A 17,267-nucleotide genomic window follows, 5' to 3' on the forward strand; every position below is an offset into this window, starting at 1 on the left:
TGACGATTCATATATCCTATTATTGACTAGTCTATTTTATCAATTTTTCTATAAGAAAGAGAGCTGATAAAATGGCAACAATTACTAAAAGAAATAATTCATATCGAGCAACAGTTTCACTTTATAAGAAGGGAGAATACAAGCGAGAAACAAAAACCTTTAAGAATAAGAAAGATGCCGAATTATGGACTCTAGAAATGGAATTAGAAAAAGGACGAGGAAAAAATATTGCAGAACGTTCTACCCTATTCACTGAATTTTATCGTACATGGATAAATACAGTTAAGAAGAATGATGTTCGTGAAGCTACATTCATCAATTACATGCGAACTATCACGGTTATTGATACACTATTTGAAGGTATTAAGCTAAAACACCTTGATGATATTGTCATGCAAAAAAAATTAGATTACTACGCTGAAACACATTCCAAGAAAACAACTAGAGAACTGGTACTCAAAATCAGAGGTTCACTTAAATATGCTTATGCGAGAGGTTTAATTACAAATGACTTCGGGTCACTTCTGAAATCAAAAGGACAAGAACAAGCCAAAAAGAATATTGCACTTTCTATCACTGAGTTTAAAAAATTAAGGCAATACTGTATTAATCATCAAGAAGATGAATTCAATGTCCTTGTGTTGTTAGCTTTAGAGACCGGGGCACGCAGAGGTGAATTATTAGGCATACGAAAAGAAGACATATTTGATTCTGGTATCTACATTAGACGTTCTATCAGTCCCACTAATAATGATACTCAATTGAAAACAAAGCATTCAAAACGTGATATTTCTATTAATAAAGACGTTTATAACGCTCTTATCACATTAGCTGAAAGTAAACCAGAGTATATCTTTGACTGGAATAGTTTCAGACAATCTCAACAACTTCAAAAATTACTAAAACAATTAGAGATTACAAAAACTACTTTTCATGGTCTAAGAGATACACATGCATCTTTTCTGTTTTCAAAAGATATCAGTATTGATTATATCTCTAGAAGACTTGGTCATAACTCAATTTTAACTACTCAAAATTATTATCTTGAATTAATGCCAGAAAAAAAGCACCAGCAAGATGCCGATGCTTTAAATCTATTAAACGAATTATCATAACAATTAACACCAAACGACACCAAAAAGTTGGTTGAATCGTTGATATAACAATATTTTGATTAACGTTTTGAGAACTGTGAAGCTTTACGAGCTTTCTTAAGACCTGGTTTTTTACGTTCAACCATACGTGAATCACGTGTAAGTAATCCAGCGCGTTTTAAAGGTGTACGGAAATCAGGATCTACTTCTAATAAAGCACGAGAGATACCATGACGGATTGCTCCGGCTTGGCCTCCGTAGCCTCCACCGTTTACGTTTACGAAAACATCGTATGAACCAGTTGTTTCAGTAATGCCGAATGGTTGGTTGATTACTAAACGTAGGTCAGCATGTGGGATGTATTCTTCAACGTCTTTTTTGTTTACAGTAATTTTGCCAGTTCCTGGTACTAAACGTACGCGAGCAACTGCATTTTTACGACGGCCTGTGCCGCTATATTGTACTTGTGCCAATGAAATTCCCTCCTTAAATTAAGTTTGTAATGTCTAATACTTCTGGTTGTTGCGCTGCATGTGGGTGTTCTGCGCCACCGTATACATGAAGCTTCATGCCTTGAGCACGGCCTAAAGTGTTTTTAGGTAACATGCCTTTTACAGAAGTTTCGATCAAACGACGAGAATTTTTAGCACGCAATTCTCCAGCTGTAACAGATTTTAATCCGCCTGGATACATTGAGTGACGGTAATAAACTTTATCATTTGCTTTATTACCTGTTAATTTTACTTTGTCTGCATTGATGACAATTACAAAGTCACCTGTGTCAATGTGTGGTGTGAATGTTGGTTTATTTTTTCCACGTAGCATTGATGCAACTACTGTTGATAGACGTCCCATAGGAACATCTGTTGCGTCTACTACGTACCATTTACGTTCTACTTCGCCTGGCTTAGCCATATATGTTGTACGCACGATTTCTTCCTCCAATTTCAGTTTCGAATGTTTGACAAACACTTGAGTTTCCGGGGCTCTCATGGGGCAAACAATACCATTTACCATAATACTTGCGAAAGTGCGCCATGTCAATCTTTTTCTCAGCTAAATAAAAATAAATATTCTCATTCATTTCCCATCTCTTCTATTGTATAAAAAATTTCTTGTTCAACAAAAATGAATAAACAAACATAAAAACAAAACTTTTTTGCATAAATATTTAAAAAGTGCTTGCGTTTTGTATTTTATGGTGCTAATATGACTACATCGCAAAGATGAAAATTGCATGAAATTTATTAACAAGGGAGAAATGCAGGATGAAAGAAAAAGTAATTTTAGCTTACTCAGGTGGATTAGACACCTCCGTATCAATTAAATGGTTAGTCGACGAAGGTTATGATGTGGTGGCTTGCTGCCTAGACATCGGTGAAGGTCGGGATACCGAATTTATTAAACAAAAGGCTTTACAAGTTGGCGCGACTGCCTCTTATGCGATTGACGCTAGAGAAGAATTCTCACAAGATTTTGTTTTGATTGCATTACAAGGTAATACTTACTACGAGAACTCTTACCCATTGGTTTCTGCTTTATCACGGCCGCTAATTTCTAAAAAATTAGTTGAATTAGCTCATGAGACTGGTGCAACAACAATTGCTCACGGTTGTACTGGTAAAGGAAATGACCAAGTGCGGTTTGAAGTATCAATCCAAGCATTAGATCCTAATTTAAAAATTATTGCGCCTGTTCGGGAATGGAAATGGTCTCGGGAAGAAGAAATCAATTATGCTGCTGAAAAAGGTGTGCCAATTCCAGCTGACTTAGATAATCCTTACTCAATTGACCAAAACTTATGGGGTCGGGCTTGTGAATGTGGTGTGCTAGAAGATCCTTGGGCAACACCGCCAAAAGGTGCTTATGATATCACTGCTGAATTAGAAGACACTCCAGATGTTCCTTCTATGGTAGAAATTACTTTTGAAAAAGGTGTGCCAACTGAATTAAATGGTCAAAAAATGTTGTTGTCTGATTTAATCATGGAATTAAATGCAAAAGCTGGTAAACATGGCATTGGTCGGATTGATCATATCGAAAACCGCTTAGTCGGCATCAAGTCACGGGAAGTTTACGAATGTCCTGGAGCGGAAGTTTTATTGAAAGCTCATAAAGAATTAGAAGATTTAACTTTTGTACGGGAAATGGCTCACTTCAAACCAGTGATTGAGCAACAATTATCACAAATGATTTATGATGGTTTGTGGTTCAACCCGATTATGGATTCATTGATTGCTTTCTTGAAAAAATCACAAGAAGTTGTAAATGGTACTTTGAGAGTGAAATTGTTTAAAGGCAACGTGATTGTTGAAGGACGGAAATCTCCAAACAGCTTATACAATGAAAACTTGGCAACTTATACTTCTGCTGACACATTCGATCAAGAAGCAGCGATTGGTTTCATTAAATTATGGGGTCTGCCAACAAAAGTGAATGCTGAAGTGCAAGCTGAAAGCAAACAACCAACTGTTTAAAATTTGAAAAATGCGGGTGTACTTGATGTGAGGTAGCTTTTACTTGCCGGTAAATAATGCTATCCGGTACACATCGCCATTGCTCTAGGCGAGTTTCTTTTCCCTGTAAGGAAATAAGGAAACCAGCAATGTTTTTTTCATCCTGAGGTATCTTTATGATGCCTCCTCCCTAAAAAATGAAGAGAATTTATGATAAAATCAAGAAAAAGGCCGCTGAGACGGTCTTTTTTGCTAAAAAAATGACGAGGTGAATTATGGCAAAACTTTGGGGCGGTCGTTTCGACGGCAAAAACGAAGCTTGGATTGATGCATTTGGCGCATCGATTCCTTTTGATCAAAAATTAGCCAAACAAGATATTATCGGCAGTCTAGCCCACGTAAAAATGCTAGGCGCAACTGGTATCATTACCACTGAAGAAGCATCTGAAATTACCAAAGGGTTAAATATCTTAGCTGAAAAAGTAGCGAATAACGAAGTCACTTTTACCATCGAAAACGAAGACATTCATTTAAACTTAGAAAAAATGTTAACTGACGAAATTGGCCTTGTCGCGGGGAAACTTCATACTGCCCGTTCACGTAATGACCAAGTAGCAACTGATATGCATTTATATTTGAAGGAACACGTACAAGACATCATCGAAAAAATGACTGATTTCCGAAGAGTTTTAGTGGAAAAAGCCGAGGAACATGTGGAAACCATCATGCCTGGTTATACCCACCTGCAACATGCCCAGCCGATTTCTTTTGGTCATCATTTGATGGCTTATTACGGAATGCTTAGTCGCGACCAAGCTCGTCTAGAAGAAAGCTTGAAGCGAATTGATCTGTCTCCTTTAGGTTCAGCAGCTTTAGCCGGAACAACTTTTCCGATTGATCGCTTTATGACAACAGAGGAATTGGGTTTCGCGGCACCATATAACAATAGTTTAGATGGTGTAAGCGACCGAGATTTTATCTTGGAATTTTTAAGTAACAGCTCGATTTTAATGATGCATCTTTCGCGGTTTTGTGAGGAAATCATTTTATGGTGTAGTAATGAGTTTAAATTTGTAGAATTAACCGATACTTTTTCTACTGGAAGCTCGATTATGCCTCAGAAAAAAAATCCTGATATGGCTGAATTAATTCGAGGAAAAAGCGGCCGGGTCTTTGGTGATTTGATTGGTTTATTGACTGTCATGAAAGGTTTGCCGCTAGCTTATAACAAAGATTTGCAAGAAGATAAAGAAGGCATGTTTGATACCGTCCATACTGTGGCAACCAGTTTAGAAATCATGACTGGAATGATTGCAACTATGTCTGTCAATACTATTCACATGGCCGAATCAACAGAAAAAGATTTCTCAAATGCGACTGAATTAGCTGATTATTTAGCTACTCGTGGGATTCCATTCCGTCAAGCCCATGAAATTGTCGGCAAATTAGTCTTAGATTGCACGCAAAAAGGCATTTATCTACAAGATGTGCCGTTGGAAGAATACCAAGCGATTACGCCGTTAATCGAAGTTGATATTTATGATACTTTAGCGTCTAAAACAGCGGTCATCCGTCGTCATTCTTTTGGCGGAACAGGTTTTGATCAGGTCAAAGCTCAAATTGACTTAGCAAAAAAAGAATTATAATTTTATTTCCCAGCGGTTTTTTACCGTTGGGATTTTTTTGCGTATATTTTTTGAGAAGGGACTGAGACGAACTATGGACAACTGGTCAAAAAAAATCACTAAAACACAAAATCATCTAGATCGCATAGGTATCACTACGATCGAAATTCATCTGCAAACGGATATTCTTAATCAAGCCATCCGAGTAAAAAGTATTTATGATCTTTCTCGCTTATTACACAAACAAGAATTCATTTATAAAATACAATATTTTGTTAAACCACGTGAAGTCTATGTCACACAAAATCATCAGCAAGCAATTCCAAAAATTTATTTAGAAATTTTAACTAAAAATATCTCTGAATATAATCAGGCCGTGGAAGCATTTGACTTTAATTTACCGATAAAAGTAGATTATCTTTGTAATGTTGAAAATAAATGGTTTTTATATCGAATCATTCATCCAACAGAATTTAAGCTAGGCGGCATTGTCTTGCAAGAATGGATGGGTCAGCTTGATCAGCAAGCACCACAGATATCGATTGAATTGGCTTGCCAAATTGAAGCAAAACTCAAATCGGTCTTCTTTTCAATGAAAGAAGAAGCTGACTATATCACCACCACTAGAAAAAATAAACGCACAAAATTTGTCAAAGAATTTTTAGATGATGCATATATTGATGAAGATCTTAAGGAATTGCGGAATTTTCTTTATCGAAGTCATGGTGAAATTAAAACGATTGATGCGCTATGCCATATGATAAAAGCAGACCATGCTAAAAATAACCGCCGAAAAACAAAAGTAAATTTTCAGTAATCTCAGTATTTCGCGTACCTTTATCTAAAGGGGGCAAATCGTCATGCTGCGTTTTATTTTTGGGACAATCATTGGGTCTTTTCTATGTTTAGTTAGTCAACGGTTACCACAAAAAATTTCCGTTGCTCGCCCTGCTTCTTATTGTTTTGACTGTCAGACTCCTTTGAAACCACTCGAAATGATTCCGATTGTCTCAATTTTACGTCAAAAATTCCGCTGTCGTCATTGTGGCAGTAAAATTCCTTTGGAAACCTTCTTGTTCGAACTTTTTTGTGGCGGGGCTTGTTGGTTTTTTCTAACAGAGTATACGTTTGAAAATTGCTGGTATTTATTTTTTATTCTATCTGTACTCGTTTTAGCAGTCATTGATTATCGTTATTTGATTGTGGAAATGCGCTGGTTTATTTTGACTAGCGGGGTTATTTTATTAGCTGCTATTCCTTTAAATATTCAAATTTACTGGGCCCATCCATTGGTCATTGTAGTTTGTTTTCTCTTTTTACAAATTGTCTTGCCAAAAAGTATCGGGTTAGGGGATTTGTGGGTGGTAGGATTTTGGAGCTTATTTTTAAGTGGCTTTGAATTATTGCTCTTACTTTTTATTGCTTCTTTGACTGGAATTATTTATGCTGTCTATCATAAAAAAAGACAGAAAGTGTTACCTTTTCTGCCTTTTTTATTTATTGGATTATTATTTATTTTTGTCAGACGCTATTTTTTCCAGTTTTGACGAATAAAGCCGGCACGGCCAGATCCTTCAGAATAGGCATTATAGTGGGCTGAGTTGGTACGGTAATAATCTTGATGATAGTCTTCTGCTGGATAGAAGGTTTGAGCAGGTTCAATTTTAGTAACGATCGGCTCTTTAAAACGCCCACTATTTTGCAGTTTTTCTTTTGAAGCTTCGGCGATTTCTCGTTGGTCTTCATTTTGATAAAAGATAACTGGACGATAAGAATCTCCTCGGTCAGCAAATTGACCAAAGGCATCCGTTGGGTCGGTTTGTTGCCAATAGGTTTCGACTAATTGATCATAACCAATCACATCGGGATCATAAGTAATCTCAACTGCTTCCGTATGACCAGTTAGACCACTGGAAACTTCTTGATAAGTCGGGTTTACAGTATGTCCACCGGTGTACCCTGAGACAACTTTCTTAATACCAGATTGACTATCAAATGGTTTTACCATACACCAGAAACAGCCACCGGCAAATATTGCTTTTTCTTCTGCCATATTATTCTCCCCCTTTTTCTACACTATAATCAGATTCCAACAGATACGGTAATAATTTGCTTGAAAAATAATTTTTTAATTTTTTCTTACTATATAAGATGGTTCATCGTAAACTAAATTGTCAGAATTTTGATATTTTATTATTGACTTCTAATATTTCTTATCGTATACTCATATACATCAAACAGTTGGAGGTTATTTTTTATGAATCAGCAATTAAATAAGTGCCATTCACAACTGAATAACCGCTATTACTTTAGCTATTTTAGATAGTGTTTGTATTCATCAAGATGGATGCAAACAGTCAAGGTTTGTGTTTATCTATGATGGCTAGAGCTTTTTGCAATACCCAGCCACGTAGACGTACTAAGTGGCTAAGGGGAATTATAAACTCTTGGTAGATTCATCACCCACTTAGTCTTTCTAGGTGGGTGATTTTTATTTAAAAAAGGAGAGAATAATTATGAAAAAAATATTAGCAGGCATGGGATTAATTAGTTTATTGGTATTAGGAGCATGTGGTTCAAACAATACGGACGGAGACAGCGAAACAAAACGGGTCGGTGTTTTACAATTAGTTGAACATGCTTCATTAGACAATGCTTATGAAGGATTCAAAAAAGGGCTTGAGGCTGGTGGTTATACCGAAGGCGAAAACTTGGAAATTGATTATCAAAATGCCCAAAACAACCAAGACAATCTAAAAAGTATGAGCGAAAAATTAGTCAAAGAAGATCCAGACTTACTTTTGGCGATTGCTACACCAGCAGCACAAAGTTTAGCAACTGCGACAACCGAAATTCCAATTACCGTAACAGCAGTCACCGATTTAAAAGAAGCAAAATTAGTTAAAAGCGACAAGAAACCTGGCGGCAATATCACTGGAACAACTGACATGGTGCCTATCGACAAACAAATTGCTTTACTACTTTCAATCGTACCTGACGCTGAAACCATTGGCATTATGTATAACGCAGGTGAAGCCAATTCAAAAATCCAAGCAGATTTAGCTGAAGAAGCGTTAAAAAAAGCTGGCGTTAAGGTCGAAGTCAAAACAGCCAACACCACTAATGATGTCCAGCAAGTAACAGAATCATTAGCAACATCAACTGATGGCATTTACGTTCCAACTGATAATACCTTTGCCTCTGCTGCCTCAGTCATCGGCGAAGTCGTAAAAGAACATAAAATTCCGCTAGTTGCTGGTTCTACTGAACAAATCGATACTGGTGGTTTAGCAACAGTCGGCATTAACTATGAATCATTAGGTGAACAAACTGGTAAGATGGCTGCTAAAATCTTAGATGGCGATGCAACACCTGCTGATATGCCTGTTGAAGAATCAGATAATTTAGAATTAGTCGTGAATAAAGATATGGCCGAAGCATTAGGCATCGACCCTGAAACAATCAAAGAACCTTAAAAAGAAGAACCAGAAAGAAGGATGAATCATGAGTAATATTTTAGGATTATTATTATCAGCCACATCGCAAGGATTATTATGGTCGCTGTTGGCGATTGGGGTCTGGTTTACTTTTAGAATTTTAGACATTGCCGATTTAACAGCTGAAGGTAGTTTCCCATTAGGCGGGGGGATTGCAGCAGTCGGAATCGTTAATGGTCTAAATCCAGTTGCTGCTACTTTATTGGCATTTGTCGGCGGGATGGCTGCTGGCTTAGTAACCGGTATTTTAAACACAAAATTTAAAATACCTCCTTTATTGGCAGGGATCATCACCATGACCGGTTTATACTCAATCACATCTCGTGTGATGGGGGCACCAAACATTGCTTTATTAGGAGAAGATACTTTGTTTAGCGGGGTTCAAACTTTAGGGCTTTCCCGTAACAACTCAGTCATTTTAATTGGTTTGCTGATTGCATTAATTGCTATCATCTTATTGATTTTATTCTTCCGGACAGAGATTGGTTTAGCAGTTCGTGCGACTGGCGACAATCCTGATATGAGTGAAGCTAATGGTATCAAGATTGAAAACATGAAATTATTAGGTTACATGATTTCAAATGGTTGTATTGCTTTATCTGGTGCTTTATTAGCCCAAAACAATGGCTTTGCTGATTTAAACTCTGGTGTTGGAACCATCGTTATCGGCTTGGCTTCAATCATCATCGCTGAAGTATTATTACGTAATAAACCAATTGCGATTCGTTTAGGAACTATCGTAGTCGGTGCTATTTTATACCGTTTCATTTTAGCTTTGGTTTTCGAAATGAATGTCGAACCGTCAGATTCTAAATTAGCGTCTGCCATAGTCTTAGTCATTTGTCTATCATTACCGCAAATTCGAGAAAAATTAAACTTAAACATCGGAAAAAGCTCGAAACGAGAAAACAAAAAAGGAGAGAAAAGTAATGCAGCCAGTCTTAAAAATTAGTAACTTACATCAAACTTTTGAAAAAGGTACTGTCAACGAGAACCATGTATTGCGCGGCATTGACTTAGCTCTCGCACCTGGTGATTTCGTTACAATTATCGGTGGAAATGGTGCTGGTAAATCGACTTTATTAAATAGCGTGGCAGGAACTTTGCCTGTGGAAGATGGTCAACTATTCCTAAATGATACTGAGATTACCAAACAATCAGTCACTAAACGCTCAAAATATATTAGCCGGGTTTTCCAAGATCCTAAAATGGGTACAGCTGTCCGTTTAACAGTTGAGGAAAATCTTGCTTTAGCTATGAAACGTGGTCACAAACGAGGATTCAGCCGTGGCGTAAAAAGTAAAAACCGCAACTTCTTCAAAGAACAGTTAGCGACTTTAAACTTGAATTTAGAAAATCGCTTAGATGCTGAAATCGGCTTATTATCAGGTGGTCAACGCCAAGCCATCACATTATTAATGGCTACCTTACAACGACCAGATTTAATTTTACTAGATGAGCATACCGCTGCATTAGATCCAAAGACTTCCATTACGGTAATGGAATTAACGCAAAAATTAATCACCGAGCACCATTTGACAGCTTTCATGGTGACTCACAATATGGAAGATGCGATTCGTTATGGCAATCGTCTGATTATGCTACATCAAGGGCAAATTGCCTTAGATTTAAAACAGGAAGAAAAACAAGATTTGACGGTGCCAAAATTAATGACGCTTTTCCAAAAAAATTCCGGTGTGGAATTAAAAGACGACGCTTTATTATTAGCCTAGAACTGGTTCATCCTTCTTTAGGACGAGAAGATTTTTCTTCTCGTCCTTTTTTTGATACACTGAGAAAAATAGACTAGGAATAAAACAGTTCCTAATAAAAAAGGAGACGAGCCTGTGTCAACCAAAGAAATCGTATTACAACGCTTAAAGACCGCTGATCATGTCTTATCTGGCGAAACATTAGCCAAAGAAATTGGTGTTTCCCGTACAGCCATCTGGAAAGCAATCAAAGAACTGGAAAAAAAAGGCTATCTAATCCAACATACTGCTAATGGCTATCGCTATCAGCCTTCTGATATTTTAGAGCAAAAAGAAATCCAGCAAGGCTTAGACAACCGAGTGGCTGTAAAAGTATTGGCGACTTCTACTTCTACTATGAAAGACGCTCAGCTCTCTGTCTTAGAAGGCACGCCGACTCCTTTACTTGTCATAGCAGACATGCAAGAAGCACCTCGTGGACGCTTCAATCGTCCCTTTTTCGCAAAAGAAAAAGCTGGTATCTATATGAGCATGTTATTAGAACCAAAAGAACGATTAGCTGAGTTACCACAATATACAGTGCTAATGGCAGCTGCAGTTGCTGAAGCCATCGATGCATTAACGCAACAAGACAGCCAAATCAAATGGGTCAACGATATTTATCTAAACGGTAGAAAAATCGTCGGTATCTTATCTGAAGCGATGACTGATGTGGAGACAAATTCACTCAAATACATCATTATCGGCATGGGCATTAATTTTTCGATTCCCCAAAATAGTTTTCCAACAGAACTTCAAGACAAAGCGAGCTCAATTTTTCCTGATGGCCAGCCAACAATTACCCGCAATCAATTAATCATTGAAATTTGGCAACGTTTCTTCAAACTATTAGCGGCCGACCCCGATGAATACTTAGAAACTTATCGTAAAAAATCTTTTGTCTTAGGAAAAAAAGTCAGCTTCATTCGTCAAAAAGAAACTCATTACGGCACAGCTATTGCCATTACTAATACCGGCGAACTAGTGGTGGATGTCGATGGTGAACAAATGACCTTGTCTTCTGGAGAAATTAGTTTAAGCAGCATCCAATAAAAAAAGCAAATCCTCGTTGGATTTGCTTTTTATTTTCTAAATTTTTGGAAGCGACGAACTTCTCGCAAACTAAAGATCAAACAACCGAACCAACTCACCACACTCACCGCAAAACTCAAATAAATATACCACGGTACCAAATATTTCACTGTCAATTGATTTTTTCCAACCTTTTCAGTTACTGTCGGACTACCAATTTCTGATAAATCCGTATATTTTAATGGTTGGCCGTTTTGACTTAATTGCGTGCGGCGATAGACAATTACCGGCAAACGAGCCATGCCAGCTGTTTTACTCTCCCAAGTGACCGTCAATTCACCATTTTTAGCGGTTTTTTCAAAATTCTTATCGTTTAAAATTATTTGTTCTCCATATAATTGGTAACTATTTTTCTGATCGCTGTCATAGGTTGGCAAATAGTCTGGACTAGATTTTTGCATATCTTCTAAAGCCAGCTGTAAATCTTTACTGTAAAAATCCTTTTTGGTTTCCTCAACGTTTTTCATCCGATAAGTATGAGGTTTATTTAAAGAAATATTATCCCATCGAGCCAAGCGCAAATTAATTGTTGAAATCGATCCGAGGACACTCAGCAAACAAATGACTGCCATCACTCCATGCCACCAGCGTTTGAACATCAATTGCTCCAACATACTAGCTGCAAAAAATAAGAACAACATCGTAAAAGGCTCAAAGAAACGGAACGGAAATTGAATCAAAGACACAAAAGGTACATGATGCTGGACTAAAAAAGTCCACGGAATCAAACTAGTCGACAACAATAAAAAGAACAAGCTCGTGCCTAGCAACTGTTTGGTAAAGCCTTGAATTTTTTTATGGGTCACAATAAAGATCAGTAGCATCACAATTACTAAAGGTACTAGTATTTGCGGATAATCCAACCAATAACTTCCTTTTAAATTAATTGCCTTGTCACTCATATGATAATTAACAAACGGAAACTGCAAATGATTACCTAAATTCATCATTAATAGACTAGCCCAGACATTGACTGTTAATAATACATACAGCCCGATTGCTTTTACAAGTTGCCATAGTGTTTTTTTAATATCTGACTTTATTAAATAGCTAATGAAAAAAGGTATATAAATCCAACCTAACATAATAGCCGACAACATATGAATCTGGGTCAATACAGCTACGCTCAAAGCTACTTTTACTACTGGAAAACGATGGCGCATACTCATATCGACAATCGGCAACAAACATAAAGGCATCAAGCTAGTTCCCCAACTAGTAAAGCCTTGATTAATCGTCCAATATAAAACCGTATAAGTAGTCATAAAAATAATTGCTGTCAATGTCGCCAAAGGTCGTTTAACTTTTCCATAACGTAATAAGCCATACATAGAGAAACCTGAAACTAAATATAAAATAAAATTCGACAGGATTTGATAGCGAAACCAAGTCCCTGCCGCTAAAACTAATAATCCTTGAAAATAAGCAAATATTGGTCCATAAACCGCATTAACCACTCGAGCAGACTGCTGAAAACCATATAATGAAATAAACGGCGAAAAATTATGATGCTTTATCTGCATCGCAGTCTCATAAAAACGATTGTAATGAAAAAGCGCGTCCGCCCCTAATACCATATTTTGACTAATAAAATGCGGCATAATAAATAAAATTGCTACCAACACAATAATCCCTGGATAAATTGCACGTTTCATTTACTCAACTCCTCCGCCTTATTGTACCGAAGTTAGCATTTTTTGAACAATAAAATGATAGATTTGAGAAAAAATTAAAAAAAACAAGACTGTCTTCTGACAGTCTCGTTCTCGTCATTATACTTTAGCTGGAACTTTTTCTTCAGTAGCATTTTTTACCGTCAAAGTAATCTTTCCTTTGCTGGCACCAATAGTCACTGAATCACCTAATTGAATTAAGCCCGACAATAAAGCTTCAGCCAGACGGTCTTCGACTTCTTTTTGTAGTGCCCGACGAATTGGTCTTGCGCCATATTCCGGATCAAAACCAACTTTTCCAATCACATCGATTGCTGCCGGTGTAATTTTAACTTTGATTTCGTGCTCGGTCATCCGCTCAACAATTGACTGGCTCATGATTTTCACGATTTCATGAATTTGATCTTGATTAAGGGATTGGAATACTAGTGTTTCATCAATTCGGTTTAAGAATTCTGGACGATAAGTCCGTTTCAATTCTTCAAAAATACGTTTTTCCATGCTGACATGATCTTGCATAATATCTTTAGCTCCAAAGCCGACACTCTTTTCTTCGCGGACTTCTCTGGCGCCGATATTTGATGTCATAATTAAAATTGTATTTCTAAAGTCTACTCGCCGACCCTTTGCATCGGTTAAGTAGCCATCATCTAAAACTTGTAATAAGATATTGAAAACATCTGGATGGGCTTTTTCAACTTCATCTAGCAAAATGACAGCATAAGGTTTTTGACGGATTTTTTCAGTTAGCTGACCACCTTCGTCATAACCAACATATCCTGGCGGTGAACCAATCAACCGACTCGTACTGAATTTTTCCATATATTCAGACATATCTACTCGAATCAATGATTCTTCAGAACCAAACATCGCTTCTGCTAATGCTTTCGCCAATTCTGTTTTACCCACACCAGTTGGACCTAAGAACATAAATGAGCCAATTGGTCGGTTTGGATCTTTCAGACCACTCCGAGCCCGACGAATTGCCCGCGAAATAGCTTTAACGGCATCTTCTTGTCCTACCACACGTTTATGCAATACATTTTCTAAATCCAATAACCGTTGACTTTCTTTTTTCTCTAATTGTTGCAATGGCACACCGGTCCACTGAGAAACCACTGCAGCGACATCTTCTTCTGTTACTTCATTCGCATAGCCTTTTTCTTGTTTGGCTTCTTTTAAAGCTTCTGCTTCAACAGCCTGTGCCATTTGCTTTTCTTTCAAACGTAGACGAGCAGCTGATTCAAAGTCTTGGTTTTGAATCGCTTTTTCTTTTTCTGCTGATAAGTTTTCTAATTCTTGTTTCAATTCTACCAATTCAGATTCTTCATCTGTCGTATCTAAGCGGACTTTCGCACCACTTTCATCCATTAAGTCAATGGCTTTATCTGGTAGTTGACGAGAATTAATATAACGAACTGATAAAGATACCGCCGCATGTAATGCTTCGTCAGTAATCTTAATCCCATGATGTTCTTCATAACGTGGGCGTAAGCCTTTTAAGATTTCTTCTGCTTCTTCAGGAGTTGGTTCTTCCACCTGTACCCGGGCAAAACGACGTTCCAATGCAGAATCTTTTTCAATATATTTTTGATACTCATCTAAAGTCGTGGCACCAATTGTTTGCAATTCACCACGAGCCAAAGCTGGTTTCAAAATATTTGAAGCATCGATCGCACCTTCTGCACCACCGGCACCAATTAAAGTATGCAGTTCATCAATAAATAAAATAATTTGGCCATCGTTATAGATTTCATCAATCACTTTTTTCAAACGATCCTCAAATTCACCACGATACTTTGTACCCGCTACTAATGCGCCCATATCTAACATCATTAGACGTTTTCCACGCATGTCTTCTGGCACATCATCCGTAATTATTCGTTGAGCTAAGCCTTCTACAATGGCTGTCTTACCAACACCGGGTTCACCCACTAAAACTGGATTATTTTTAGTTCGGCGACTTAAAATTTGAACAACACGACGAACTTCACTATCGCGACCTACCACTGGATCTAAACGTTTTTCCCGAGCTAGTTTGGTCATATCACGGGCCAAACTATCAAGCGTTGGCGTCCCTTGTGAATTGGTTGTCGCTTGTTTCGCCGGTTTTCTACGATTGTTTTGACCATTGCTACCAGTCATCGATTCGTTGACGCCCATTTTACGTAATAGCAATTGACGCATCTTAGGTAAGCTTAATCCAAGATTGACTAAAATATGAGAAGCCAAAATCTCATCATCCCGCAGTAAGCCCAATAAAATATGTTCAGTTCCAACCAATTTAGCATTGAAACGTTTGGCTTCATCATCAGCAAAAATCAAAATTTGTTTTGCTCGCGGTGAATAAGGTAAATAACTACCTTCTGCATAATTGGTCACTGAACCATAACCAGTCATATTTTCAATTTCTTCACGAATATCTGCTTCTGTAGAATTCATTTGACGCAAGGTTTTTCCGGCAATTCCCTGTTGTTCAATAACTAAAGCCAATAATAAATGCTCTGAACCAACTGAACGATGTTTAAAATACTTCGCTTCTTGTTGGGCAATCGTCAAGACTGCTTTCGCTCTTTCAGTATATAATTGATCCATCTATTTCACTCCTTTTTTTCATAACTCAAACGTTCTAAAAATCCATGTAATACACGTGCCCGTAATCTATTTTCAATTTGACTAATTCCCAATGTGTTTTTCGACAATGCACTCAGCATTAAATTTCCTTCATTTTCCGTCACAATTTTCTCTTCAAATAATTTTTGAATAATTCCAAAAGCATTTGCTTCCGAAATTTCCGTTCCAAAAGAATTCATTAACTGTTCTAAGAAATAGTGTTGATCGGAAATCTGCACTTTGCTAATCCGAATATAACCACCGCCACCCCGCTTACTTTCAACAATATATCCTCTTTGAAAGGTAAAACGAGTATTGATCACGTAATTAATTTGGGAAGGTACGCAATTAAACAATTGAGCCATTTCCGCTCGCCTGATTTCAATTATTTCATGGTCTTCTAAGATACCCTTCAAATATGCTTCGATTGAATCTGAGGTATTTCGACTCACTATTATCCTCTCCCATTATCTATTTCTGTTGACTATTTCTGACCTTAATTATAACGAATTTAGCATGTGAAAGAAAGAGTAATAGCTTATCTGTTTAAAAATGAGTAAAAAAAATAGAAGGTTTTCACCTTCTAAGAATCGGGAAGACAGGATTCGAACCTGCGACCCCTTGGTCCCAAACCAAGTGCTCTACCAAGCTGAGCTACTTCCCGTAAAAATAAAAAAAGACTACGCGCCCAAGAGGAGTCGAACCCCTAACCTTTTGATCCGTAGTCAAACACTCTATCCAGTTGAGCTATGGGCGCATCATTATTCGTACTAATGCCGAGGACCGGAATCGAACCGGTACGGTGATCACTCACCGCAGGATTTTAAGTCCTGTGCGTCTGCCAGTTCCGCCACCCCGGCATGTCCCTGGTCTTTTCAGAGAAAGCGGAAAACGGGGTTCGAACCCGCGACCCCCACCTTGGCAAGGTGGTGCTCTACCACTGAGCTATTTCCGCAAACTTTCGTTGCTTTTCTTAAAAAAGTGCCGGCTAAAGGACTTGAACCCTCGACCCTCTGATTACAAATCAGATGCTCTACCAACTGAGCTAAGCCGGCGTTTTATTTAATGCGGGTGAAGGGACTTGAACCCCCACGCCCGAAGGCGCTAGATCCTAAATCTAGTGCGTCTGCCAATTCCGCCACACCCGCATATCTTTATGAGCCGTACAGGGCTCGAACCTGTGACCCTCTGATTAAAAGTCAGATGCTCTACCAACTGAGCTAACGGCTCATATGGAGGTTAACGGGTTCGAACCGCTGACCCTCTGCTTGTAAGGCAGATGCTCTCCCAGCTGAGCTAAACCTCCATAAATCAAAAAATTCGCGTGGCGACGTCCTACTCTCACAAGGGGCAACCCCTCACTACGATCGGCGCTAAAAAGCTTAACTTCTGTGTTCGACATGGGAACAGGTGTATCCTTCTTGCTATCGCCACCACACTATTTAATTGAGTAAACTTCGCTCACT

At 37.9% G+C, this 17,267-nt stretch carries 15 protein-coding genes, 8 tRNA genes and 1 rRNA gene; 9 read left to right on the plus strand and 15 right to left on the minus strand.

Features of this window, described 5'->3' with window-relative positions; genetic code table 11:
• Nucleotides 1-71 precede the first annotated feature (71 nt).
• The gene (locus tag ID741_RS03820; protein ID WP_438719117.1) at nt 72-1,115 is read left to right on the plus strand and encodes a site-specific integrase; all 1,044 of its coding nucleotides are present in this window, start codon (nt 72-74) and stop codon (nt 1,113-1,115) included.
• Nucleotides 1,116-1,174: 59 nt separating this feature from the next.
• Here ID741_RS03820 and rpsI read toward each other — a convergent pair whose 3' ends face one another.
• Both rpsI and rplM read right to left on the minus strand, forming a co-directional pair.
• Nucleotides 1,175-1,567 (minus strand): 30S ribosomal protein S9, encoded by a 393-nt coding sequence (gene rpsI / locus ID741_RS03825; protein ID WP_218327142.1) that lies wholly within the window; start codon nt 1,565-1,567, stop codon nt 1,175-1,177.
• Between the two features lie 13 nt (nt 1,568-1,580).
• Nucleotides 1,581-2,027 (minus strand): 50S ribosomal protein L13, encoded by a 447-nt coding sequence (rplM, locus tag ID741_RS03830; protein WP_438720444.1) that lies wholly within the window; start codon nt 2,025-2,027, stop codon nt 1,581-1,583.
• 335 nt (nt 2,028-2,362) lie between these two features.
• Here rplM and ID741_RS03835 point away from each other — a divergent pair, with 335 nt between their 5' ends.
• From ID741_RS03835 to ID741_RS03850, 4 genes are all read left to right on the plus strand, one after another.
• Nucleotides 2,363-3,571 carry an argininosuccinate synthase gene (locus ID741_RS03835; protein WP_438719118.1) on the plus strand — a complete coding sequence of 403 codons (1,209 nt, stop codon included), beginning with the start codon at nt 2,363-2,365 and terminating at the stop codon, nt 3,569-3,571.
• 254 nt (nt 3,572-3,825) lie between these two features.
• Complete coding sequence (argH, locus tag ID741_RS03840; protein ID WP_438719119.1) at nt 3,826-5,196, plus strand: argininosuccinate lyase; 1,371 nt, start codon at nt 3,826-3,828, stop codon at nt 5,194-5,196.
• Nucleotides 5,197-5,269: 73 nt separating this feature from the next.
• Nucleotides 5,270-5,992, plus strand: a complete 723-nt coding sequence (locus tag ID741_RS03845; protein WP_218327146.1) for a hypothetical protein — start codon at nt 5,270-5,272, stop codon at nt 5,990-5,992.
• A gap of 43 nt (nt 5,993-6,035) precedes the next feature.
• On the plus strand, nt 6,036-6,722 hold the full coding sequence (locus ID741_RS03850; protein ID WP_218327147.1) for a prepilin peptidase: 687 nt from the start codon (nt 6,036-6,038) through the stop codon (nt 6,720-6,722).
• Here ID741_RS03850 and msrA read toward each other — a convergent pair.
• Nucleotides 6,704-7,228, minus strand: coding sequence for a peptide-methionine (S)-S-oxide reductase MsrA (gene msrA / locus ID741_RS03855; RefSeq protein ID WP_438719121.1), 525 nt, complete (start codon nt 7,226-7,228; stop codon nt 6,704-6,706). The genes ID741_RS03850 and msrA overlap by 19 nt on opposite strands.
• A gap of 460 nt (nt 7,229-7,688) precedes the next feature.
• Here msrA and ID741_RS03860 point away from each other — a divergent pair, with 460 nt between their 5' ends.
• The 4 genes from ID741_RS03860 (at nt 7,689) to ID741_RS03875 (ending at nt 11,476) form a co-directional block, all read left to right on the plus strand.
• The gene (locus ID741_RS03860; protein ID WP_218327165.1) at nt 7,689-8,651 is read left to right on the plus strand and encodes an ABC transporter substrate-binding protein; all 963 of its coding nucleotides are present in this window, start codon (nt 7,689-7,691) and stop codon (nt 8,649-8,651) included.
• A gap of 28 nt (nt 8,652-8,679) precedes the next feature.
• Nucleotides 8,680-9,624, plus strand: a complete 945-nt coding sequence (locus ID741_RS03865; RefSeq protein ID WP_218327149.1) for an ABC transporter permease — start codon at nt 8,680-8,682, stop codon at nt 9,622-9,624.
• Nucleotides 9,602-10,405: an ABC transporter ATP-binding protein gene (locus ID741_RS03870; protein WP_438719122.1), complete on the plus strand. Its 804-nt coding sequence runs from the start codon at nt 9,602-9,604 to the stop codon at nt 10,403-10,405. The genes ID741_RS03865 and ID741_RS03870 overlap by 23 nt, the downstream gene beginning before the upstream one ends.
• 114 nt (nt 10,406-10,519) lie before the next feature.
• Entirely contained in the window at nt 10,520-11,476 is a 957-nt protein-coding gene (locus ID741_RS03875; protein WP_438719123.1) for a biotin--[acetyl-CoA-carboxylase] ligase, read from the plus strand.
• A gap of 29 nt (nt 11,477-11,505) precedes the next feature.
• On the opposite strand, the gene ID741_RS03880 is transcribed toward ID741_RS03875, so the two are convergent.
• From ID741_RS03880 to rrf, 12 genes are all read right to left on the minus strand, one after another.
• Entirely contained in the window at nt 11,506-13,170 is a 1,665-nt protein-coding gene (locus ID741_RS03880) for a hypothetical protein (protein WP_438719124.1), read from the minus strand.
• A 117-nt stretch (nt 13,171-13,287) separates the two neighbouring features.
• A complete protein-coding gene (locus tag ID741_RS03885; RefSeq protein ID WP_438719125.1) occupies nt 13,288-15,783 on the minus strand; it encodes an ATP-dependent Clp protease ATP-binding subunit in 2,496 nt (831 codons plus the stop codon).
• Nucleotides 15,784-15,788: 5 nt separating this feature from the next.
• Complete coding sequence (locus ID741_RS03890; protein ID WP_218327166.1) at nt 15,789-16,256, minus strand: CtsR family transcriptional regulator; 468 nt, start codon at nt 16,254-16,256, stop codon at nt 15,789-15,791.
• Nucleotides 16,257-16,391: 135 nt separating this feature from the next.
• Nucleotides 16,392-16,465 (minus strand) — tRNA-Pro (locus ID741_RS03895).
• A 19-nt stretch (nt 16,466-16,484) separates the two neighbouring features.
• Nucleotides 16,485-16,558, minus strand: a tRNA-Arg gene (locus ID741_RS03900).
• A 17-nt stretch (nt 16,559-16,575) separates the two neighbouring features.
• A tRNA-Leu gene (locus tag ID741_RS03905) sits at nt 16,576-16,661 on the minus strand.
• Nucleotides 16,662-16,684: 23 nt separating this feature from the next.
• Nucleotides 16,685-16,756 (minus strand) — tRNA-Gly (locus ID741_RS03910).
• A gap of 27 nt (nt 16,757-16,783) precedes the next feature.
• Nucleotides 16,784-16,856: transfer RNA gene (locus ID741_RS03915), tRNA-Thr, on the minus strand.
• 11 nt (nt 16,857-16,867) lie between these two features.
• Nucleotides 16,868-16,949 (minus strand) — tRNA-Leu (locus ID741_RS03920).
• A gap of 9 nt (nt 16,950-16,958) precedes the next feature.
• Nucleotides 16,959-17,031: transfer RNA gene (locus tag ID741_RS03925), tRNA-Lys, on the minus strand.
• 3 nt (nt 17,032-17,034) lie between these two features.
• Nucleotides 17,035-17,107, minus strand: a tRNA-Val gene (locus tag ID741_RS03930).
• Between the two features lie 16 nt (nt 17,108-17,123).
• A 5S ribosomal RNA gene (rrf, locus tag ID741_RS03935) occupies nt 17,124-17,239 on the minus strand.
• Between the last annotated feature and the right edge of the window lie 28 nt (nt 17,240-17,267).

This window comes from Enterococcus sp. AZ103, assembly GCF_051714685.1.
GTDB classification, from domain to species: domain Bacteria; phylum Bacillota; class Bacilli; order Lactobacillales; family Enterococcaceae; genus Enterococcus_A; species Enterococcus_A alishanensis.